This is a genomic window from Nocardia sp. NPDC004582, from assembly GCF_053602115.1.
In genome coordinates, this window is the sequence record NZ_JBSGCY010000002.1 from 1 (window position 1) to 20,415 (window position 20,415).

Sequence of the window (20,415 nt, forward strand, 5' to 3'; positions counted from 1 at the left end):
GTCCTGGCTGGTGATGGCGCAGCTGGCCGCGGCGCTCGCGGCCCGGGCGGGTCGCCCCGCGGACGGCGCCCGCCTGCTCGGGGCGGTGCGCGCGCTGGGCGGGCGGATCGGGTTCCTGCCGGAGGTGATGGATCCGGTCGACGCCGTCCGCGAGGCCGCCGAGGTCCGGTCCGCGCTGTCGGCGGCCGAGTTCGACGCGGGCGTGGCGGCAGGCGCGAGACTCACACGGGCCGAGGTGAACGCTCTGGTCAGCACCATCGCGGCCGAGCCCACCGATGATGCTGGGCGGCAGCTAAGTTCGCGATAAGCGGCGTGCGGTCTGCTGGATATCGATCGACACCACCGACTTTCAGGAGCCCCATGTCCAGCGTCTTCGATCCGACCGCGCCCGGCCTCGACCGCCATCCGATGCCCGCCGCCGCGGTCGTCGACCGCCTGCGCGCCACCGTCGCCGGCGAGGTGCACACCCCCGACGAGGAGGGGTACCGGCGTTCGGCGGCCGGATTCAATGCCGCGATCGAACACGCGGCCGCGGCCGTCGTGGTGGCCAGCAGTGCCGCCGATGTGGCGGCCACCGTGCGCGTCGCCGTCGAGACCGGTTACACCGTCGCGGTGCGGGCCACCGGTCACGGGGTGCTGCCGACTCCCGCGGACAGCATCCTCGTCGACACCACCCTGCTCGACGCGATCTCGATCGACCGCGAGCAACGCACGGCGACCGTCGGAGCGGGCGTGCGCTGGCAGCGGGTCCTCGACGCCGCCGCCCCGGCCGGTCTGGCCGGGCTCGCCGGGTCCTCGACCAGCGTCGGGGTGGTCGGGTACACGCTCGGCGGCGGTCTGGGCCCGATCGCGCGCAGCTACGGTTTCGCCGCCGACCACGTCACCGCCATGGAGGTGGTGACCGCCGACGCGACCCTGCGCCGCGTCACCCCCGACACCGAACCCGAGTTGTTCCGGGTCCTGCTCGGCGGCGGTGCGGCGTTCGGCATCGTCACCCAGATGACGTTCCGGCTCTTCCCGATTCGCACCCTGTACGCCGGCGGCCTCACCTACCGCGTCGAGGACGCCCCGACCGTGCTGCGGGCGTGGCGGAATTGGATGGCGACCGCGCCGGAGACGGTCACCAGTTCGGTGGCGATCCTGAATCTGCCGCCGCTGCCGGAGATTCCGGAGCCGCTGCGGGGTGCCACGGTGCTGCATCTGCGGTACGCCCACGTCGGTGATCCCGCCGAGGGTGCGGCGCTGCTGGCCCCGCTGCGGCCGGTCGCGGCGCCGCTGCTGGACACCGTCGCCGAGTTGCCCTACCGGGACCTGGCTTCGATCCACAATGACCCGACCCACGCGATGCCGGCCCTGGATCGCGGGACCCTGCTGCGCGAGCTGCCCGACGCGGCACTCGACGCCTTGCTCGGAGCCGTCGCCGGCACGCCGATCGGCATGACCGAGATCCGCGCGTACGGCGGCGCGATCGCGCGAGAACCGCTGTCGCTCAATACGGTCGCCGGTCGTGACGCGGCGTTCCAGGTGTTCGCGGTCGGCGTGCCGGCCCCGCCGGTCGCCGCGATGATCCCGGCCATGCTGGACGGTCTGGTCGCGGCCCTGGACCGGTGGAGCCTGAACGCCGCCACGCCGAACTTCGGCCTGGATCCGCGCGGCGGGTCGGCGGACACCCTCGCGGCCTGGTCCCCGGCCCAACGCGAGCGGCTCGCCGACGCGCGCCGCCGCTACGACCCGGCCGGGGTGTTCGCGCCGGCCGCGCGCTGGAACCTGCCCGAGCACTGAGCTCCGGTTCCGCGTCGAGAGCCGTGGGGACCTGCCACCGGTCGGGAGACCACGCGGGGTGCGGCAGGTACCCGCGGCGTCGACACACAGCGGTCGCCCGGACGCCGGACTTCGGCCCAGCAGTGCACCGCCCAATACTTACCGGGCGGTAAGGTCTGCTGGCAGAATGACGGGGCGCTCCGGCGGCGGGTGCGTGAACAAGGAGGTTGCGCGTGGCATTCGGTGATTTTCAGAACGAGATCTACTTCAACGGTTTGCGCGGGGTGGTGCCGGCGCTGCCGGTGAGCTACGCCGATCTGGCCGAGCGGGCGCGGGCGGCGATGCCGCCGTCGGTGTACTCGTATGTGGCGGGCGGAGCCGGGGACGAGCGGACCCAGAATGCCAATGTGGCGGCGTTCGATCGATGGGGGCTGATGCCCCGCATGTTCGTCGGGGCCAAAGAGCGCGACCTGTCCGTCGAGTTGTTCGGGAGCACCTGGGCCGCACCGGTTTTCATGGCTCCGGTCGGTGTGATCGGACTGTGCGCGCAGGATGGGCATGGGGATCTGGCGACCGCGCGGGCGGCGGCGCGTACCGGGGTGCCGATGGTGGCGTCCACGCTGACGGTCGATCCCATGGAGGATGTCGCCGCCGAATTCGGTGACACCCCCGGCTTCTTCCAGCTCTACACCCCCACCGACCGCGATCTGGCCGCGAGCCTCGTCAAGCGCGCCGAGAAGGCGGGGTTCCAGGGCATCGTGGTCACCCTCGACACCTGGGTGACCGGCTGGCGGCCGCGCGACCTGTCGACCGGCAACTTCCCGCAGCTGCGCGGGCACTGCCTGGCCAACTACTTCACCGACCCGGTGTTCCGCGCGAGCCTCGCGAAGTCGCCCGAAGAGGATCCGCAGACCGCGATCCTGCGCTGGATCCAGGTCTTCGGCAATCCCCTCACCTGGGCCGACCTGCCGTGGCTGCGTTCGCTGACCAAGCTGCCGCTGATCGTGAAGGGCATCGGCCACCCCGATGACGCGCGCCGTGCCAAGGACCTGGGCGTCGACGGCATCTACTGCTCCAATCACGGTGGCCGCCAAGCCAATGGCGGCCTCCCGGCCCTGGACATGCTGCCGGGTGTGGTGGCGGCCGCCGACGGGCTGCCGGTGCTGTTCGACTCCGGGGTCCGCTCGGGCGCGGACATCATCAAAGCCCTCGCCCTGGGCGCGTCCGCGGTCGGCATCGGCCGCCCCTACGCCTACGGCCTGTCCCTGGGCGGCGCCGACGGCATCGTGCACGTGCTGCGCACCCTGCTCGCCGAAGCGGATCTGATCATGGCCGTGGACGGCTACCCGACCCTGAAGGACCTGACCCCCGACGCGCTGCGACCCGTCGCTGTGACGACCTATCGCGAGGCCAACTCTCCCGCCGAGCGCTGACCGACGAGAAGATTCGCGGCGGTATCGGCAGCCGCGCGACGCCGCCCGGGAGCCACAGGCAAGCGAGCCCCCTCCTACTGGAAAGTGCTGCGCAGGTGTGTGATCACCACGGTCGGAGGAGACTCGCTCGGCGGCTACTGTTTGACGAAGTCGCCGGGCTTGTACTTCCGGTCGAAGAACGCCTCGGTGGGCCCGTACCAGCGGATGAGGCTGAACCAGCCCTTGCCGGGGTTGGTTTTCAGCCAGTTCTGGGCGCCGTCGGGCGGGTTCGGTCCGATGTGGAAGGTCACTGTGCCGTCGGGGTTGAACTTCAGGTTGTTCATGGAGTTCAGTGACGGATAGACCTGCCCGGGAGCATCCACTCCGGACGCGGTGTCGGAGTCGTACACCGTGACCGACCAGAGGATTTGGGCGGGCGGATCGGCAGGCAGATCGATGGTGTAGTGGTTCTCGCCGCGCAGGTACTCACCTGTGCTGTCCTTGTATGCCGCACCGTATTTGGCGCCGAATCCGACGATCGACGACATCATTCCGGTGCTGATCGAGTAGGCGTTGATGAACATGTGTGCCTTGGCGTCGACGTCGGTGTAGCCGGTCTCGCGGTCGCGGAATTCCTCGTCGAGCAGGGTGTGCCAGAAGTCGTCGAGTTCGGTTTTGGCGTGGGCGACCCAGTGCCGATCAGACCACCACAGTGCGTTGGCCTCCTCGTCGTAGTGGGCGGCGATGTTCTTGGCCATCCGCCACGCGGTCTCGGCGCCTTGGTCGAGCAGTTCACGCTGGTGGTCGGTGGGCTCGAAGTCGGAGCCCTTGCTGATACCGAGTGCCGCCAGCACACCGTGCATGTAGGGGTCGACGGTGTCGAGTTGTTCGCTCTGGATCAGTTCGTCGAGCATGTCGAAGTAGGAGCCGTCACGCGGGAAGAGCGCATTGGCCGAGATATCGGAGACGTGTTTGAACTCCATGGGTTTCGCGTCGCCCTTCAATGGGCGCACGACCAGTCCCTGGACCGCGTTCACCCCCGGGGTGAGGTCGTCGACGGACTGGAAGAAGCCGCGCTGGAAGATCAGCAGCCCGTTGGTGCGGCACTCGTAGACGAAGTAGTCGGCGGGGTTGACCCCCAGGTCCTCGATCTTCTGCCCGGCGGGGACGATGAGGTACTTGCCACCATTTCCCTTGTCGGGGCCGGGGATACCGATATCGCCGCGGTACTGGACACCGTCGATGTTCGGACCGGTCAGCGGGCGATGCCAGAAATCGTCGAGCAAACCCTGGATCTTCGGCGGCGCCTCGAGGACCAGTGGACCGGTCTGGCTCAGGTCGGCGAAACCCATGCAGTAGATGACGTCAGAGTTCGGTGTGGTGATGACGGTGTTGGGCTCGAGGCGCTTCTCGTACACCGACATGACGTTGTAGCCGGTGCCGGCGACCGCGCCGAGCCCCTTCTTCATCGCGTACATGTTCACCGCGGGCAGCGCCCACAGATAGCTTTGCGTGGCCCGCTGGTAGAACAGCTCGTCGCTCAACATCGTGGCGGTGTCGTCGGTGGGATAACCCCCGGAGAACTCCGCATCGGCAAACGCACGGCGCTGGCCACCGTTGGATACGCCGCTGGCGTTGCCCTGCTGCCAACTCATGATAGGAATGCCTCCTCGTTGATCCGGTTCGGTCGTCAGCGTGCCGTTCGGGCGGGTCCGGATCACACGCGGCGGACGGTCGGTGGTTGCCAGGTGCCGTCGAGAATGGGTTGCTGGGGCCAGTAGGCGCGGATGTAGACGGAGAATTCGTCCGGGGGCGCGGGCAGCCAGTTGGATTCGGGGCTGTTCGGCGGTGGGGTGTTGGCCACGTGGATGGTCAGGGAGCCGTCGTCGCCGTAGCGCAGGCCCGGGTTCTTGGTACCGAGGGAGTATCGGCCCAGGTCGTTCTCGAAGTAGAAGTGGTGCTTGTTGTAGAGGGTGAGAGAGAAGAATCCGTTGACCGGGGGGAGTGCGCCGGAGGCGAAAGTGACGGTGTAGGAGTGTGCGCCGTCGAGCTGGGTGCCATCGACGTCGGTGTCGGTGAAGATGTATTTCGTTTCCTGGGGCGCGTTTTCGAACATGTTGGATCGCGCGATGGCGGTGCGGGTGAGGTAGTCGGTGCCGAAGGCGGAGTTGTTGGTGGGCGAATACCAGCCATTGCCCGCGGGTGGGCCGTTGAATTCCCAGCGCAGCAGCGACGTGATGAGTTCTTCCTCGGTCGTGTGGGCGGTTTCGACCATCGTCTTCTTGACTTCCGGTGCGGACTCGGCCGCCGCGAGCAGGGCTCGAAACTGTTGGTAGAGGGCTTCTTCGCCGGGCAGGGGCGGCACGGTGTCGAGGACTTCGGGGAGCTGGTCGAAGAAGGAGCCGGGATCGACCCAGTGGATTTCGCCGCTGCCGCCGGTATCGGGGGCGGGGAAGCTGGGCACCGCGGCCCAGTCGTAGCGCTGGACGGTGCCGTCGAATTCGTCGAGGGGGTAGATGTTGACCTGCTTGATCAGTTCCGCGACCGCGGCCCGGTCTTCGGGAGTGTCCTCGATGAACACCCGCGGGCAGAACGCCGCCAGCGCGGTCGGCGAGCGGAAGCTGCCGGTGATCCCTTGCGGCAGTGTGCCTTTCCAGTTCGGTCCGACGACGGCGTAGAAGCCGGGCTGGGTCCCGTACTGCTTGCCGAGACGGGCGAAGGAGTCGGTGCGATGGTCCCAGGCGGCCGCGACCCAGAATCGGTCGCCGAAGTCGGGGATCTGGAAGACCGCGGGTTGTTCGTCGATGCTGCCGAACCCGAAGCCGTAGAGCACGTCTTGATTGGTGCAGGCCACGAACCGCTGGCTGGGTGCGATGTAGTCGGTCATCATGCACACCCGGCCCAGCGGCGCGTTCGGGAGGACTCCGCCACGCAAACCTGGTTCCGGGACCGAGGTGAGCCCGGTGCGACGGTTGATCATCGACACCATCGGCCAACCCCATACGTAGGCGAATCGGGCGACGGTCTCGACATACGCGTCCGGCAATCGGGAGCCAGATCCGGCGGTTTCGCTCGACATTCGGCGACATCCTTTCTGAATCACGCTTGGACACAACGAATCGCCCGACCGGCTCGGCCGGTGGAGGACTATGCGGACTGGATGGCCGGCGGCTGCCAGCTGCCGTCGAGGATGGGCTGCTTGCCCCAGTAGGCGCGGATGTAGAGGGAGAACGGTCCGGAAGGCGCGGGGAGCCAGTTGGATTCGCGGTCGGGGCCCGGGTTGTGCGCGCCCGCGTAGAGGGTGAGCGAGCCGTCGGGGTTGCGTTTCAGGTCCTTGTTCTTGGTGCCCAGCGAATACCGTTTCAGGTCATTGGGATTGAACAGGTGTTTGTCGTTGTAGAGGGTCAGCGACCAGAACCCGTCGACCGGCGGCTCTTGCCCGGCGGGGAAGGTGACGCTGTAGCCGCGGTTGCCGTCCAGGGGCGCGCCGGTGGCGCCGTTGTCGGTGTAGAAGTATTGGGTTTCGGTGGGCCGGTTGTCGTACATATTGGATTTGGCGGTGCCGGTCCGGTTGAAGTAGTCCAGGCCGTACTGGGCGTTGTTGACCGAGCGGTTCCAGCCGTTCCCGGCGGGCAGGCCGTTGTGCTTCCAGGCGAAGAACTGTTTGATCACATCGTTCTCGGTGGCGACCGCGGTGTCGGTGAGGAGCTGCTTCAACGCCGGGTTCTTGCCGGCCGCGTCGAGCATGCTGCGGAACTGCCCGTAGAGCCCTTCCTCACCCGGCAGCGGTGGCACCTGGTCGAGGACGGAGCCGAACTCGTCGAAGAACTTCTCCGGCACAACCCATTTCGTCTCCCCGCCATCGGACGCCGCGCCGGGGAGCGTGGGCAGTGTGGACCAGTCGGTGGTCTTCTGCTTTCCGTCGAAGTCGGAGACCGGGTAGATCATGACCTTGTTGAGCACTTCTTGGATTGCGGTGTGGTCCTCGGGGGTGGAGTCCATGAAGATGCGCGGGATGGCGTTGGCGATGCGTGTGGTGCTGCGGATGACCGCTTCGACGCCCTTGGGCGTGTCGCCTTTCCAGTTCGGTCCGGCGAGCATGTAGAAGCCGGGCTTGGTGCCGTAGGGTTTGCCGAGCTCCCCGAACTGGTCGGTGCGCTGGTCGTAGAGGGCGTACACCCAGAACCGATCCCCGAAGTCGGGAACCTGCACGATGACCGGCTGCTCGTCGAGGTCGAAGAACGCCAGCCCGTAGACCACGTCCTGATTGGGGCAGGTGACGAACGTTTCGGACGGATCGACGTAATTCGACAGCATGGACAAATGCCCCTGCGGCGCCGCGGGCACGACACCGTTGACCAGACCGGCGACGGGCGCCTGGGTGCTCTGGTCGTGGCGGTTGCGGGCGTTGACCAGCGGCCATCCCCACACGTAGGCGGTTTGGGCGATGGTGCGGGCGTAGGAGTCGAACATGTCGATGCCGGTCACCGGCTTGGTCAGATCGGCCGACGATCCCGCGGCCTGGGCATCGACCTTGACCGCGTTCTTCTGCGCCGGCGCGGCCGTCGTCGATGCCGACGAACCGCTCGAGGAACCGGAGTCGCTCGAGCAGGCAGCCACGACCGCGCTTGCCCCGAGCGCGACGGTCGCGACCCCCGCACCGCGGAACGCCGCTCGCCGCGAGAGGCCGCCGGATTCGGGCGGTGGGCCGGGGTGGGTTTCGGTGAGGTTTTCCGTCCGCGACCACCGAAGTTTGCCCAATGCTATCTCCCGTCTCATCAGACCACTGAATAGACCCCGGAAAATGCTAATGAACTGCGATGTTAACACTGACAAAATTGGTAACTGACAATTTCCTGAGCCCTTATCGGTGTTCACACTCAGGAGTGTCTGCAGTCACCGCAGCCGCGACATCTTCAGCGAGACGTCGGTGACCAGCGAGCCTTCCAGCTCCGTGCAGCAAGCGTCAGAAGTCGGGATGCACCCCATCCGGAGGTTCGGAAACGGCTGCTCAGTCCTGGATTCGCTTCTCAGTCCTGGATGCGGCGGAAGGGCCGCACCGCCTCCAGGGCGTAGGCGAGTTCGAGCAGGGTGCGTTCGTCGCCGTGCGCGGCGGAGAACATCATGCCGATCGGCAGGCCGTCGGCGGACGCGCCCATCGGGAGCGAAAGCGCCGGTGCGCCGGTCACATTCGCCAGCGGGGTGTAGGTGACGTAGGCGAGCAGGCGCTCGAAGACCTCGTCGAAGGGCTGGTCCGGGCTCAGGTAGCCCAGCAGCGGGGTGAGGTCGGCCAGCACCGGGGACACCACCAGTTCGATGTCGCGGAAGGACCGGGCGTAGGCGTGGCGCAGCCGCGCGAGGCGGTACAGGATCGCGGGTGAGCGCAGCGCCGAACCGCGGAAGCGGGCGGCCAGGCCCCGGGTGAACGGGTCCAGCCGGGCGGCGTCGAAGGACCGGTCGAGAGTGAGTTTTCCGGTGCGCCCCAACAGGTATGCCAGCATCGCCCAGTAGGTGGCGAAGTCGTCGGCGAACCCGCGATCCACCGGGTACGGGATCGGCCGCACCTCGTGGCCGAGACTCTCCAGCAGCGCGATGGTCTCGTCGTGGACGGCCCGGACCTGCGGGTGGAGCGGGGCGCCGGTGATGGGTTCGGTGAGCACGCCGATCCGCAGGCGGCGTTGCGCGGGACCTTCGACCAGGCCCACCGGCGGCAGCGCCGGATTCCGCCAGAAGCGTTCGGCGGCGGCGAAATACGTGGCGGTGTCGCGGACGGTGCGGGTGAGCACGCCTTCGGAGACGAGGTTGATCGGCATGGAGCGAGCCTGCGGACCGTCGATGTGACGGCCGCGGGTCGGCTTCAATCCGACCAGCCCGCAACAGGCGGCGGGGATGCGGATCGAGCCGCCGCCGTCATTGCCGTGCGCGATCGGCACCACGCCCGCGGCGACCATGGCGGCCGCACCACCCGAGGACGCTCCGGACGAGAATCCCGTGGCCCACGGATTGTGCGTCGGTGCGGCAGCGGCGAATTCGGTCGTGGCGTTCAGCCCGAATTCCGGCAGCGTGGTCTTCCCGAGCACGGTCACCCCGGTGCTGAGGAACTGTTTCGTGAAGGGGCCGTGCGCTTTCGCGGGCCGTGCCCGCCACGCGGCGCTCCCGTGCTGGGTGGGCAGCCCGGACACATCGGTGTTGTCCTTGACGTACGTCGGCACACCGTAGAGCAGCGCGTCCCGCTCCCCCGACACCAGCGGCGTATCCAAATCAACCACCAGCGCGTTCAACTCCGGATTCACCCGGGCCGCCCGCTCCTGCGCCGCCTTGGACACCTCCGCGGCACTGAGTGCTCCCCGCCGGATCAACGCGGCGATCCCCACGCCGTCGTGCTCACCCAACGCGTCATCGGTGAACGCATGCACTCGCGCTGCCATGCTCCGACCTCCTCATCGACTCTCCGGCTCAGCCCGACCGTACCCCCGGACTGGTCATACGAACAGAAGATGACGTCGGGCTGTGCCCCCGCGATCAAGGTCCGCACCGATACGGCGGCGCGCGACGCATCGTTCCGGCTGCGGTTCGATCGGGAGGGCGCGCCGGCGGCCCGGGTCGAATCAGGCGTCAGCCGAGGTCGAGTCCTTTCAGCGCACCGACGATGAAGCTGTTCACCGCCTCGGGGCGTTCGAGCTGGACCAGGTGGCCCGCGCCCGGCACGTCGACGACCTCACGCAGGTCGGTGACATTGGCGCGCAGCGTGGCCAGCGGGTCGCGGCCGGAGAAGCCCTCCATGTCCGGGTCGTTCTCGCCGTAGAGGAAGTAGGTGGGGACCTCCACCTTGGCCTCGGCGTAGGCCTCGGTCAGTTCCCAGTTGCGGTCCAGATTGCGGTACCAGTTGAGGCCGCCGGTGAAGCCGGTGCGCTCGAAATCGGCGACCAGGGTGTCGAATTCGGCCTGGGACAGCCACGACCAGGGCAGGGCGGGAGCCTGCGGGAGGACGTCGAGGTACCCGAGGCCGGGCGGGTTCTTCCAGGTATCGAGGTAGTGGTAGTCGCCGGAGAGGGAGTAGTAGACCCGGGCCAGGAAGCCGCGCGGGTCGGCGGCCAGTTCGACGTCGGCGACGCCGGGGGTCTGGAAGTAGGACAGGTGCAGGAAGTGGCGTTCGGCCGCTTTGGTCCAGAAGGCCGACGGCGGGCGCGGGGGCCGGGGGGCGAACGGGTTGTTCAGGACCACCACGCCGGCGACCCGTTCGGGAGCGCGCAGGCTCAGCTCCCACACCAGTTGCGCGCCGAAGTCGAGGCCGACGAAGACGGCCCGCTCCGCGCCGATGTCGTCGAGCAAGGCCAGCAGGTCGCCGATCACGGCGGCGTTGGTGTAGGCCTCCGGGTCCGCGGGGGCCTCGGTGCGGCCGTATCCGCGCAGGTCGGGGGCCAGGGCACGATAGCCCGCGGCGGCGACCGCGTCGAGCTGGTGGTGCCACATGTACCAGGTGTGCGGGAACCCGTGACAGAACACGACCGGGAAGCCCTCGCCCTGATCCGCGACGTGCAGGCGGACCTCCCCGGTGTCGATCGTCCGATGCGTCAGTTCCACTCCGCCTCCAATTTCTAGAACACGTTCCTATTTCAAGGTAATGTCCAGAGGTCGTGAGCGAAATACCCAAGATTCTCGCCGGAACGGTCGCGGTGGTGACCGGGGCCAGCCGGGGCATCGGCAAGGGCATCGCCCTGGAGCTGGGCGCGGCCGGAGCGACCGTGTACGTCACCGGTCGCACCGTCACGCCCGGGCACCTGCCGGGCACCGTCGCGGCCACCGCCGCCGAGATCGACGCGCTCGGCGGGCGCGGCATCGCGGTGGTGTGCGACCACCGCGACGACGCCGCGGTGGAGAAGCTCTTCGCGCAGATCCGCGACGAGCAGGGCCGGCTGGACATCCTGGTCAACAACGTCTACAACTCCCCCGCCTCGGCGCGCTGGATCGGACGCAAATTCTGGGAGGTGCCGCCGAAGGCCTGGGACGAGGGCTTCGACATCGGCGTCCGATCCCATTACGTGGCCAGCGTTTTCGCCGCGCCGCTGCTCATCGAGTCGCGGGGCCTGATCGTGAGCGTCTCCTCCCCCGGCGCGGTCCGGCACATGCACAACGCGGTCTACGGGGTCGGCAAGACCGCCGTGGACCGGCTCACCGCCGACATGGCCCACGACCTCGAGGGCACCGGCACCACCGCCGTCTCCATCTGGCCGGGCATCGTCAATACCGAACTGCTGCAGCTGGTTCCGGCCGACGACCAGGGCCGCCGCCTGGTCACCCTGCCCGGGGAGGGCACCTTCGACCTGGATCAGGCCGAGACCCCGCACTTCGCCGGCCGCGCCGTCACCGCGCTGGCCGCGGACCCGGATCGCCTGACGCGCACCGGAAAAGCCTGGAAGGTCGCCGACCTCGCCGAGGCGTACGGCTTCACCGATATCGACGGCCGCGTCCCGCGCGCCGACTAGACACACGAATTACGTTCCCGAAGAACAGGAGTGGACAACCCAATGCGACGCGTTTTCGTCGTCGGCGTGAACATGACGCCGTTCGTCAAGATCGGTTCCCGCGAGTGGACCTACCCGGAGATGGTCGCCGAGGCCGTCAACGGCGCGCTGAAGGACGCGGGCGTCACCTATGACCAGGTGCAGCGCGCCGCGGTCGGCTACGTCTTCCAGCCCTCGGCCGCCGGCCAGCGGGCGCTCTACGACATCGGTCTCACCGGTATCCCGGTCGTGAACGTGAACAACAACTGCGCCACCGGCTCCACCGCGCTGATGTTCGCCCGCGAGTGGGTCGCCTCCGGCATCACCGATGTCGCCCTGGCCGTCGGCTTCGAGCAGATGACCAAAGAGGCCATGGCGGGCCCGGCCACCAAGCCGAAAGTCACCACGGTCGACCACCACCTGAAGGTGAACAAGGAGCACTTCGAGTTCTCCGCCGCGCCGATCACCACCCAGTTCTTCGGCAATGCCGCCATCGAGCACATGAAGCGTTACGGCACCACCCCCGAGCAGCTGGCCGCGGTCGCGGTGAAGAACCACCAGCACTCGACCAACAACCCCCTGGCCCAGTTCCAGGACGCGTACACCCTCGAGCAGGTGCTCGGCGACAAGGCCGTGCACGGCCCGCTGACCCGCTCGCAGTGCTCGCCCATGTCCGACGGCGCGGCCGCCGCGGTCGTGGTGAGTGAGGAGTTCGTGAAGGCCAATGGCCTCGAGGGCCAGGCCATCGAGATCCTGGCCCAGGAGCTGGCCACCGACGACGGCACCTCCTTCTCCACCGGTTCGATGATCGACGTGGTGGGTGCGCCCATGACCCGCGCCGCGTCGTCGAAGGTGTTCGCGCGCGCGGGAATCACCGTCGACGATGTCGACGTGATCGAGCTGCACGACTGCTTCTCCATCAACGAGCTCATCACCTACGAGGCGCTGGGCCTGTGCGGCGAGGGCGAGTCCGGCGCGCTGGTCGAGTCCGGCGCGACCACCTACGGCGGCCGGTGGGTCGTCAACCCCTCCGGCGGCCTGATCTCCAAGGGCCACCCGCTCGGCGCGACCGGCCTGGCGCAATGCACCGAATTGAGCTGGCAGCTGCGCGGACTCGCGGGCGACCGTCAGGTGGCGGGCGCGCGCACCGCGCTGGCGCACAATCTGGGCCTGGGCGGCGCGGTCGTCGTCACCCTGTACTCGGCCTACACCGCGTGACCATCGGATGAATTGAGAACCCCATGAGTGCAATCGATCCCGACACCATGCTGCGGCTGCCCGTGCACAACGGGCACGCCCTGGTGGCCGGGCTGAAGCGGCACCGCGACCGCCCGGTGCTCACCCTCGGCGACCACGTCCTCACCGGCGGCGAGGTGCTCGACGGCATGAGCCGCTACATCGACGCCTTCGCCGAGCACGGCGTCACCACCGGCACCCCGGTCGGTGTGCTCGCCCTGAACCGGCCCGAGGTGTTGTTCACCATCGGCGCCGGTCAGATCGTGGGCTCGCGGCGCACCGCGCTGCACCCGATCGGCGGCCTCGACGATCACGCGTATGTGCTTGCCGACGCGGGCATTTCGACGCTGATCCTGGACCCGGTGCCGGCGTTCGTGCAGCGCGCCCGCGAACTGGTCGACATGGTGCCGACGCTGACCAAGATCCTGGTGCTGGGCCCGGTGCCCGAGCAGCTCGCCGACGTCGGCGTGGACATCCTGGCCGCCGCCGACAAGTACGAGCCGCGGCCGGTCGAGGCGACCGAACTGCTGCCCTCGGACGTGATCTCGATCAGCTACACCGGCGGCACCACCGGCAAGCCCAAGGGTGTCATCGGCACGGCGCTGACCATGAACACCATGACGCAGATCCAGCTCTCGGAGTGGGAATGGCCCCGCCACCCCAAATTCCTGATCTGCACGCCGCTCTCGCACGCGGGCGCGGCGTTCTTCCTGCCGGTCGTGCTGTTGGGCGGGCAGTGTGTGGTGCTGCCGCGCTTCGACGCGGGCGAGGTGCTGCGCGCCATCGAGGAGCACAAGATCTCGGCGACCATGCTGGTGCCGTCGATGCTGTACGCGCTGCTCGATCACCCCGACTCCAAGACGCGGGACCTGTCCTCGCTGGAGACGGTGTACTACGGCGCGTCCGCGATCGACCCGAATCGGTTGCAGGAGGCCATCGATCGGTTCGGGCCGATCTTCGCCCAGTACTTCGGTCAGTCCGAGGCGCCGATGGCGATCAGCTACCTGGGCAAGGACGAGCACGACAAGGCGCGGCTCACCTCGTGCGGGCGGCCCTCCACCGCGGTGCGGGTGGCGTTGCTCGACGGTGAGGACCAGCAGGTTCCCCAAGGCGAGGTCGGCGAGATCTGCGTCTCGGGACCGCTACTCGCGGGCGGGTACCTGAACCTGCCCGAGGTCACCGCGGACACCTTCAAGAACGGGTGGCTGCGCACCGGCGACCTGGCGCGTCAGGACGAGGACGGGTTCCTGTTCATCGTCGGGCGCTCCAAGGACATGGTCGTCACCGGCGGATTCAACGTGTTCCCCCGTGAGGTGGAAGACGTTGTCTCCGAACACCCCTTGGTGCACGAGGTCGCGGTCGTCGGTGTGGCGGACCCGCAGTGGGGCGAGGCCGTGACCGCGGTCCTGGTCCTCGACGCCGCCACCGCCGCCGATCCGGCCGCGGTCGAGACCGTCACCGCCGAGATCCAGGCCGCGGTCAAGCAGCGCAAGGGTTCGGTGCAGGTGCCCAAGCACGTGCTGGTGATCGAGCGGCTGCCGCTGACCGGTCTGGGCAAGCCGGACAAGAAGGCGATCCGGGTGCTCGCGGCCGAACGCCTCGGCATCGCCTGATCCCCCGCGGGCGTCCGGCTAGGCGAACCTGCGGGTTCGGATCAGCCGGGCGCCCCGGCGGGCGCTGTCCACGCCCGCCTCCACCACGGCCCGGGTCACGAAGTGCCCCAACGCCGTTGCCACGAACACCGCGGCGATGAGCACCGGCGCCCAGTTCCAGCTCAATGCCAGCATCATGCGGTCGAAGGTGCCGCGCGGCTGCACCACCGGCTCCCACGAGTTCAACCGCACCCAGCGGCCCAGGAAAACGCCTATCGCGCACAGCAAATGGACGGCGAGGGTCACCGGGGTGCGCCACGCGGCCAGTCCGCGCGCCGCCAGGAAACGGCCCAACTCGGCCAGCGCCAGGTAGTAGGCGACGAATCCGGACACGATGAACACGCCGTACACCGGCAGGATCGTGGTCACCACCGGGCCGTTGCCCGCGGCGCGGATGTCGTCGCGCAGATGCACCAGATCGGTCACCACGTACGGCGCGTTGGGCAGGAACAGCAGCAACAGGATTACCCCACCCCACCAGACCGGCGAAATCGGTAGTCGCCGTTCGTCTTCGCGCGCGTTGCGGAACACCAGCAGCGCCAGCGCCACCGGGATCCAGGCCAGCACGGTGTTCCACACCATCCAGAACAGATTGCGGTCCAGCACCCCCGCGAGGCTCGGCGCGACCGTTTTCACCGGGTCCATTTCTTCATGATGCCCATCGCGGCGCGCCCTGTCCCGCGTGTCGAATTCACGGGTTCGGCAACACGCGGGCCAACGGCGCGCGGGTGTTCATCGGGAAAGACTGGTCGACAGGTGGCGACCAGCTGTTTTACGATCGTATTATGCGGCCGTGGGATATGAGATTCCCGAGTGGGCCCTCGACGTCGCGGCCCGCCTCGGTATCGCGCCGGAAGAGGTCCTGCGGGTCCTCACCGGACCCGGCAGGCGCTGGCCGCGACCGGTGCGCGGGACGGGCGGACTACCCGCCCTCATGATCATCGGCCGCACCGGCGCCGGGCTACCGCTCGCGGTGGTGGTTCGCCCGCTGTCGCAGTGGGACCAGCAGGTCATCGGCGTCCGGCCGGTGACCGGACGGCTTCTCGCCCAGTTCGAACAATGGGAGGCGGACCATGAGTGACCATCCGGACCAGGGGTACCCGAACACGGCAGCCGAGGCGCGCGATTTCCTCGACAGCCTCACCTTCGACGAGGACGCCCCCGAACCCGACCTCCCCGGCCCCGACACCCCCGTCACGGTGCTGCGCACGGTCCGGCTCCCCTACGCCATGGACCAACGCATCCGCGCCGAGGCCGACCACCGCGGCGTCAGCATGTCCGACCTGATCCGCGACTTCCTCACCATCGAGCTGGCCGCCCTCGACGACGACACCCCCATCAGCCGCGCCGACGCCCGCCGCGCGCTGTCGGCCGCGTTGGCGAATCTCTCACCGGTCCACCGGCATCGGAGCTGACATGACGAATCGCCCGGGCACCTTCGCGGATGCCCGGGCGATTTCGGAGGCTGTGGACTTTAGGAGAACTTGATTTCGAGCCCGATCCCGAGGATCGAGATCAGCCAGATGACGCCGAGGAAGATGGTGATCCGGTCGAGGTTCTTCTCGACGACAGTGGAGCCCGACAGGCTCGACTGCACGCCACCACCGAAGAGGCTGGACAGACCTCCGCCCTTGGCGCGGTGCAACAGCACCAGCAGCACCAGCAGCACGCTGGTGATAACTAGGAGGATATCCAGGAACATCCGCATTCCAGGGAGTATAGGTGGTCGTCAGGGGTGCTTCCGACCAACCCCCTGGTGAGGGGCACGCACTTGTGGTGCGCCCCAGCCTGTCACACGTTGTCCCGTGATGTCCCGCAAAATCGTGGCGCGAGATCTGACACAGGACGCACCGTGATGCCTCGGCCGCCAAAGAGCAGACCAAGATCATCTTGCTTCGAGGCGACCTGGTTCGAACCACCCCACCGACCGCATACAGCAACCATCCCGCAATGCTCGGTGGCCGGCCGCAGGAGCGCTGCCACCCGCAATCATGCTCGACCATCGGCCGGGTAACCTCCGGCACCTGACTTTCGCGCTCGAGTCGGGGAGTTCTCGATCCAGAGCCTTATAGTGTTCTGCAGCAGAGCTTCGCCTTCCGAGGGGGATGCCGATGTCGAAGCTAGGCGCGCAGCCGTCGCGGCGCCGCGCACCGCTCGCCGGGACAGCGCGACGAGAAAAACCCGATAGGGCCAGCGAGAAGTCCTCGAAACCAGTGCTCGGCGCGATCGTGGCCGCGTTGCCGCCGCTCACACTCATCAGTTACCTGATGTTCTACTTCGGCTGGGAGCGCAGCAGCCAGCAGGCCCGCGACATGGGTCTCGACGTCGCGTTGTTCGGGTACTCGACCCCGGATTACGTTCTGCGCAGCCTGAATACATTGACCATCCCCTTACTGCTGACCGGCGGTCTCGCCCTGGCGTGGCTGGCCCTGCATCGCTTCGTCCAGATTCAGGTCGACCGTCGGGACGGCACCGAGTCCGAGCGATCGACCACTCGTCGACGGATTCGCGTCGTCGGCCGAGCGACCATTGCCGCCGGGCTCCTGGTCGTGGTGGCGGCGATGATCGTAATCGCACTCCGGCCGGCCGTGATGGATGGCTTGCAGGTCCCACTGGTATTGGCGATCGCGACCGCGGTCGCCGCCTACGGCAGATGGCTCGTCAACGCCGCCTCCGACGGCAAGCCGTCCGAGGAGCCTTGGCAGCGCGGGCTGTATGCGCTCGCCATCGGCGTGCTGATCTCACTGTTCCTGGTCAGGGAAGTGGGCAACTGGGCTGATGTCGAAGGCCACATGTATGCCGGCAAGGTCGAGCAGACTGTCTCGAGGATGCCACGTGTGACGCTGCTCAGCGACCGTCCGTTGGGGATCGACGCACCCGGGGTCAAAACAGAAGCAGTACCCGACGGCTCGACTGTGCACTACCGCACGACCGGATTACGACTGCTCGATCGTGCCGGCGGGCATCTGTTCCTGCTCCATGATGGGTGGCGTCGGCGCGACGGCATCACGATCGTGGTGGCCGACGACAAGGATGTGAGCTGGCAGCTGTCTCATTGAGGCAGTCGGTGCTTCAACCTTTGCTCACTGCGTGCGTGGGCTTGGTATCACCGGACTCGACGAAGCCGGTGGGATCGAGCCCGGCGAGCTCGTCTTCACCGGGCTCGACTCCGATAATCCGGAGTCCGCGCTGGTGACGGTGATCGGCACGGAGGCGGTGACCTCTTGCCCTCCGGGGGACTTCGCGTGGGCGGTGATGGTCACTGCTTCCTTGCCCGCATGAAGCGCGGTCACCAGCCCATCCGAATCCACCGACGCGACCGAGTCGTCGCTCGACGTCCAGGTCGCCTTCACACTCACCCGATTGTCGCCTTCTTTGATATCCGAGTAGGCGAGCAGTTGCAATGTTGCCCCCACCCGCAGAGGCTTCGTCTCCCCGAATACAGACAGATCCGTCAGCGTTGGTGTGGCACAGTCCGAATAGTCTGCTGCCGGTGGCACTTTCACCCTGGGTCGTTGACCGGGATGGCTGTCGTGCCAGGCTACCGCGCGCCGCAGCAGATCGATCATCGTCCCGCCGAGGCAACCCCCAGCCCCGGCGGACAAGCCGCGTCGCACATCGTCCCACTTGTCCGCATTGCCCTCGACCACAGCCTGACAGAGGGACAGCACGGCCGAAAAGATGCTCAGGGAGCCCTGTGCGTCGGAGGTCAACGCGCAACTGCCGGCCGTCGGACTGTTCGCCATCTGCGTGTAGAACGGCCAGGTTGGGGTTGGGGAAGTCGGATCGTGTGTTCCGACCTGAATCCAATCGAAACCCGACGACCCCGTATCGGTACCGCCATTCGACGGTGAGCTCGACGAGGTCTCACCCGAGCCGTCTGTCCTCGGTTCTATGGTTCCGCTTTGTTCCGTGGTCCCACCCTGCCAGGACGTCGTGTCATGGTTCACCGATCCGCAGCCGACCATCACCGCCAATGAAGTGCTAACCAGACATCGGAGAAAAACGCGTCGCAAGGAGCGTTGCGGAGAATCGCCACGCAACCACACTGAGCACCACCCTCTGTCCCATCAGAAGTGAGATAGCCCCCGGCAGGTGAACCGTGGTACCAGAGTAGATCGCTTCGTTCCTGCGGTCTCGGATTCGGTCATGAATGCGGTCGACCTAGTGGATGACCTCGACGTCCTGACCGAACTCGGACCGAGCAAGATCTTCGATGGGCGGGACGTACTGCGTCCTGTCCGGCCATGGCGGACCCGATGCCTAGGCTGGACAACGCGGAGGAAGTGCTCGCGCTGCTCGGACTGCCAATGCTCGGCGGCGTCGTCGCACGGGTGCGACGGGGTCGACCGAACAGGTGTAGCCGCCGACGTCGTCGCCGCGCGACTGAGTAGGCTGAACGCGACGGTCCGCCAGGTCGACGAGTACGAGGTCGACGACCACTTCCGACCAAGCGCGATGCGCCGTGTAGAGATGACAGCGCAGCTGATCACTGCTGGACGCGACTCCATCTGCACCACAGCCCGATCCACGTGTCGTTCGGTAACGAGTCGCCACCCGCTGGACAGGTGCTCGGTCAGCCGAGCCAAGGGAGAATTGAGCCTTCCTGATGATGCTGAAGTCTCAGCCGCACAGTCGGATGAACCGGCAGGCCCTCCAGCTCCTCCAGGGTCAGGAATCGAACCTCTGTCGATTCGTGGGACACCCGGATTTCGCCACCGACCCGCCGACCGTAATACACGATCGCGAACTCTTGGCGGACCTCACCATCGGAGTACTCGATCACATGCTCCGGGTCGGTGTAGATACCCAGCAACCCCGTGATCTCGATGTCCAGTCCAGTTTCTTCACGGGTCTCGCGGATCACGCAGCCTTCCAGAGTCTCCCCGACCTCCATGATTCCTCCCGGCAGCGACCAGTTACCGGAATCGCCCCGACGCTGCATCAGCACTCGACCAGCAGGGTCCACTACCAATGCCGAGCCACCCGGCTTCAACGAATTCGGCTTCGGCGCATTCGGATCCTGGTAGTAGTCACGCCGTGAGCCCATGGTCTGCCTCCATCTCATAGGGGACGGTCGTACCCCATATCTGCTCGAACTGGTCTGCGTACGACTCGAATATGCCGTGCGGAGACAAACGTCGCAGGTGCAGTGCGGTGTGCTGGTATCCCCTGGCCCGGAACAAATACGGGGTAACGATCATCTCCGAGTCAAATCGGAACACCGAGTTGTACAGGTGCGCGGCATGAAGTCCGATCGAGCATCCTGGGGTGTTGGCGAGAGGCCCCAACATCGACAACGCGTTGCGGATCCTTCCAGGGAGTGTTCCTCCCATCTGCTCAAGTGCGTCTCGCTCCATGACGTGATCGCAGTCAGGATCGGCAAACCCCAACCGCACTACGCACCCAGAATTAGCTTTGGCCGCGATGAGTTCGGAGGCCTTGGGCAACAACTCGAACACGAATGGGTATGCATACCCCATGATGTCAATTTTCTCGGTTGCCTTGTGCACCAATGACACCCACAGATCGCTAGGTATCTCAGCACGGTGCGCGTAGGCACTGAGAACCTCTGCTGTCGCTGGTGCGCCTGGTTGCGAATCCGGCCGGGACGCCGGCCACAGCGCTTCTTCTGTCTCCCCGAGCGCTTCAGCTACCTGAAGTCTGGTCCTGCGGTGTGGCACCCGCCCGGCCAGCCACCTGTTCACGGTTTTCACGTCCACTTCGACCACAGCAGCCAGCGCGGCCGAGTCAATTCCAGCCCTGAGCATCGCAGACTCCAGCCGTCGCGTCATGACCCGGAACACTACGGGCATTTCGAGGACACACGGGACGTTTTGAACGTCTCTG

Annotated in this window: 19 protein-coding genes; 9 read left to right on the forward strand and 10 right to left on the reverse strand. The window is 67.1% G+C overall.

The features are described 5' to 3' along the window. From ACWELJ_RS00740 to ACWELJ_RS00750, 3 genes are all read left to right on the forward strand, one after another. A partial coding sequence (locus ACWELJ_RS00740; RefSeq protein ID WP_452364080.1) for a hypothetical protein occupies nt 1–307 on the forward strand: 307 nt, incomplete at its 5' end. Between the two features lie 53 nt (nt 308–360). Next, nucleotides 361–1,782, forward strand: a complete 1,422-nt coding sequence (locus tag ACWELJ_RS00745; RefSeq protein ID WP_452364081.1) for an FAD-binding oxidoreductase — start codon at nt 361–363, stop codon at nt 1,780–1,782. A 212-nt stretch (nt 1,783–1,994) separates the two neighbouring features. Continuing rightward, entirely contained in the window at nt 1,995–3,194 is a 1,200-nt protein-coding gene (locus tag ACWELJ_RS00750; RefSeq protein ID WP_452364082.1) for a lactate 2-monooxygenase, read from the forward strand. A 134-nt stretch (nt 3,195–3,328) separates the two neighbouring features. On the opposite strand, the gene ACWELJ_RS00755 is transcribed toward ACWELJ_RS00750, so the two are convergent. From ACWELJ_RS00755 to ACWELJ_RS00775, 5 genes are all read right to left on the reverse strand, one after another. Next, complete coding sequence (locus ACWELJ_RS00755; protein ID WP_452364083.1) at nt 3,329–4,828, reverse strand: DUF1254 domain-containing protein; 1,500 nt, start codon at nt 4,826–4,828, stop codon at nt 3,329–3,331. Between the two features lie 62 nt (nt 4,829–4,890). Continuing rightward, nucleotides 4,891–6,252: a DUF1254 domain-containing protein gene (locus ACWELJ_RS00760; protein ID WP_452364084.1), complete on the reverse strand. Its 1,362-nt coding sequence runs from the start codon at nt 6,250–6,252 to the stop codon at nt 4,891–4,893. A 68-nt stretch (nt 6,253–6,320) separates the two neighbouring features. Next, on the reverse strand, nt 6,321–7,952 hold the full coding sequence (locus tag ACWELJ_RS00765) for a DUF1254 domain-containing protein (protein ID WP_452364085.1): 1,632 nt from the start codon (nt 7,950–7,952) through the stop codon (nt 6,321–6,323). A 251-nt stretch (nt 7,953–8,203) separates the two neighbouring features. After that, nucleotides 8,204–9,601, reverse strand: coding sequence for an amidase (locus tag ACWELJ_RS00770; RefSeq protein WP_452364086.1), 1,398 nt, complete (start codon nt 9,599–9,601; stop codon nt 8,204–8,206). A gap of 187 nt (nt 9,602–9,788) precedes the next feature. After that, entirely contained in the window at nt 9,789–10,757 is a 969-nt protein-coding gene (locus ACWELJ_RS00775) for an alpha/beta fold hydrolase (protein WP_452364087.1), read from the reverse strand. 53 nt (nt 10,758–10,810) lie between these two features. On the opposite strand from ACWELJ_RS00775, the gene ACWELJ_RS00780 reads away from it, so the two are divergent. The 3 genes from ACWELJ_RS00780 to fadD8 are packed head-to-tail and all read left to right on the forward strand — an operon-like array spanning nt 10,811 to nt 14,526. Then, the gene (locus ACWELJ_RS00780; protein WP_452364088.1) at nt 10,811–11,659 is read left to right on the forward strand and encodes an SDR family NAD(P)-dependent oxidoreductase; all 849 of its coding nucleotides are present in this window, start codon (nt 10,811–10,813) and stop codon (nt 11,657–11,659) included. 42 nt (nt 11,660–11,701) lie between these two features. Further along, the gene (locus tag ACWELJ_RS00785) at nt 11,702–12,895 is read left to right on the forward strand and encodes a thiolase C-terminal domain-containing protein (protein ID WP_452364089.1); all 1,194 of its coding nucleotides are present in this window, start codon (nt 11,702–11,704) and stop codon (nt 12,893–12,895) included. A 23-nt stretch (nt 12,896–12,918) separates the two neighbouring features. Then, the gene (fadD8, locus tag ACWELJ_RS00790; protein ID WP_452364090.1) at nt 12,919–14,526 is read left to right on the forward strand and encodes a fatty-acid--CoA ligase FadD8; all 1,608 of its coding nucleotides are present in this window, start codon (nt 12,919–12,921) and stop codon (nt 14,524–14,526) included. A gap of 18 nt (nt 14,527–14,544) precedes the next feature. On the opposite strand, the gene ACWELJ_RS00795 is transcribed toward fadD8, so the two are convergent. Beyond that, nucleotides 14,545–15,210, reverse strand: coding sequence for a DUF1361 domain-containing protein (locus tag ACWELJ_RS00795; RefSeq protein ID WP_452364091.1), 666 nt, complete (start codon nt 15,208–15,210; stop codon nt 14,545–14,547). Between the two features lie 148 nt (nt 15,211–15,358). Between ACWELJ_RS00795 and ACWELJ_RS00800 the strand changes: the two genes are divergently transcribed. Both ACWELJ_RS00800 and ACWELJ_RS00805 read left to right on the forward strand, forming a co-directional pair. After that, on the forward strand, nt 15,359–15,646 hold the full coding sequence (locus tag ACWELJ_RS00800) for a hypothetical protein (RefSeq protein ID WP_379280221.1): 288 nt from the start codon (nt 15,359–15,361) through the stop codon (nt 15,644–15,646). Continuing rightward, nucleotides 15,639–15,980, forward strand: coding sequence for a hypothetical protein (locus ACWELJ_RS00805; RefSeq protein WP_452364092.1), 342 nt, complete (start codon nt 15,639–15,641; stop codon nt 15,978–15,980). The genes ACWELJ_RS00800 and ACWELJ_RS00805 overlap by 8 nt, the downstream gene beginning before the upstream one ends. 59 nt (nt 15,981–16,039) lie before the next feature. On the opposite strand, the gene secG is transcribed toward ACWELJ_RS00805, so the two are convergent. Then, nucleotides 16,040–16,273, reverse strand: a complete 234-nt coding sequence (gene secG, locus ACWELJ_RS00810; RefSeq protein WP_154789531.1) for a preprotein translocase subunit SecG — start codon at nt 16,271–16,273, stop codon at nt 16,040–16,042. A gap of 403 nt (nt 16,274–16,676) precedes the next feature. On the opposite strand from secG, the gene ACWELJ_RS00815 reads away from it, so the two are divergent. Continuing rightward, a complete protein-coding gene (locus ACWELJ_RS00815) occupies nt 16,677–17,624 on the forward strand; it encodes a hypothetical protein (RefSeq protein WP_452364093.1) in 948 nt (315 codons plus the stop codon). A gap of 24 nt (nt 17,625–17,648) precedes the next feature. Here ACWELJ_RS00815 and ACWELJ_RS00820 read toward each other — a convergent pair whose 3' ends face one another. From ACWELJ_RS00820 to ACWELJ_RS00830, 3 genes are all read right to left on the reverse strand, one after another. Continuing rightward, nucleotides 17,649–18,278, reverse strand: a complete 630-nt coding sequence (locus tag ACWELJ_RS00820; RefSeq protein WP_452364094.1) for an Ig-like domain-containing protein — start codon at nt 18,276–18,278, stop codon at nt 17,649–17,651. Nucleotides 18,279–19,141: 863 nt separating this feature from the next. After that, nucleotides 19,142–19,615 carry an NUDIX domain-containing protein gene (locus ACWELJ_RS00825; protein ID WP_452364095.1) on the reverse strand — a complete coding sequence of 158 codons (474 nt, stop codon included), beginning with the start codon at nt 19,613–19,615 and terminating at the stop codon, nt 19,142–19,144. Further along, nucleotides 19,599–20,360 carry a hypothetical protein gene (locus tag ACWELJ_RS00830; protein WP_452364096.1) on the reverse strand — a complete coding sequence of 254 codons (762 nt, stop codon included), beginning with the start codon at nt 20,358–20,360 and terminating at the stop codon, nt 19,599–19,601. Before ACWELJ_RS00830 ends, ACWELJ_RS00825 begins: the two co-directional genes overlap by 17 nt. Nucleotides 20,361–20,415: the final 55 nt, after the last annotated feature.

Excerpts from the sequence above, each read along its gene's own strand:
- ACWELJ_RS00770 (WP_452364086.1), bottom strand. The coding sequence starts at position 9,601 with ATGGCAGCGCGAGTGCATGCGTTCACCGATGACGCGTTGGGTGAGCAC.
- ACWELJ_RS00785 (WP_452364089.1), top strand. The coding sequence starts at position 11,702 with ATGCGACGCGTTTTCGTCGTCGGCGTGAACATGACGCCGTTCGTCAAG.
- ACWELJ_RS00805 (WP_452364092.1), top strand. The coding sequence starts at position 15,639 with ATGAGTGACCATCCGGACCAGGGGTACCCGAACACGGCAGCCGAGGCG.
- ACWELJ_RS00815 (WP_452364093.1), top strand. The coding sequence starts at position 16,677 with ATGTCGAAGCTAGGCGCGCAGCCGTCGCGGCGCCGCGCACCGCTCGCC.
- ACWELJ_RS00760 (WP_452364084.1), bottom strand. The coding sequence starts at position 6,252 with ATGTCGAGCGAAACCGCCGGATCTGGCTCCCGATTGCCGGACGCGTAT.
- ACWELJ_RS00795 (WP_452364091.1), bottom strand. The coding sequence starts at position 15,210 with ATGGACCCGGTGAAAACGGTCGCGCCGAGCCTCGCGGGGGTGCTGGAC.
- fadD8 (WP_452364090.1), top strand. The coding sequence starts at position 12,919 with ATGAGTGCAATCGATCCCGACACCATGCTGCGGCTGCCCGTGCACAAC.
- secG (WP_154789531.1), bottom strand. The coding sequence starts at position 16,273 with ATGCGGATGTTCCTGGATATCCTCCTAGTTATCACCAGCGTGCTGCTG.
- ACWELJ_RS00830 (WP_452364096.1), bottom strand. The coding sequence starts at position 20,360 with ATGACGCGACGGCTGGAGTCTGCGATGCTCAGGGCTGGAATTGACTCG.
- ACWELJ_RS00765 (WP_452364085.1), bottom strand. The coding sequence starts at position 7,952 with ATGAGACGGGAGATAGCATTGGGCAAACTTCGGTGGTCGCGGACGGAA.
- ACWELJ_RS00745 (WP_452364081.1), top strand. The coding sequence starts at position 361 with ATGTCCAGCGTCTTCGATCCGACCGCGCCCGGCCTCGACCGCCATCCG.
- ACWELJ_RS00825 (WP_452364095.1), bottom strand. The coding sequence starts at position 19,615 with ATGGGCTCACGGCGTGACTACTACCAGGATCCGAATGCGCCGAAGCCG.
- ACWELJ_RS00755 (WP_452364083.1), bottom strand. The coding sequence starts at position 4,828 with ATGAGTTGGCAGCAGGGCAACGCCAGCGGCGTATCCAACGGTGGCCAG.